At 69.9% G+C, this 372-nt stretch carries 1 pseudogene; it reads right to left on the bottom strand.

Going from position 1 to position 372, the window contains the following annotated elements:
- Positions 1–372, bottom strand: a pseudogene (locus IJ15_RS25180) (thiolase family protein); the annotation flags it as partial.

The raw sequence follows: 372 nt of genomic DNA, 5'->3' as shown, positions 1-372 counted from the left end.
CGCGAGCAGCAGCGCGCTCGAACCGTCGGAGATCTGGCTGGCGACGGCAGCGGTCAGGCGACCACCCTCGACGAGCACGTTCAGGCTGGCCATCTTCTCGAGGCTGGTCTCGCGCGGGCCCTCGTCGGTGGTGCACTCACCGAAGGGGACGACCTCGTTGTCGAAGCGGCCCTCGGCGATCGCGGCCTTGGCGCGCTCGTGGCTCTGCAGAGCCCACTTCTCGAGCTCCTCGCGGCTGATGTCCCACTTGTCGGCGATCATCTCGGCGCCGCGGAACTGCGACACCTCCTCGTCGCCGTAGCGCTCGGCCCAGCCCTTGGACTCGGCGGTCGGGGTGCGAAGCCGTACTGCTGGCCGACGATCATCGCCGCC

The organism is Prescottella defluvii, from assembly GCF_000738775.1.
GTDB lineage: Bacteria > Actinomycetota > Actinomycetes > Mycobacteriales > Mycobacteriaceae > Prescottella > Prescottella defluvii.
This window is presented reverse-complemented; position numbering and strand designations above follow the sequence as displayed.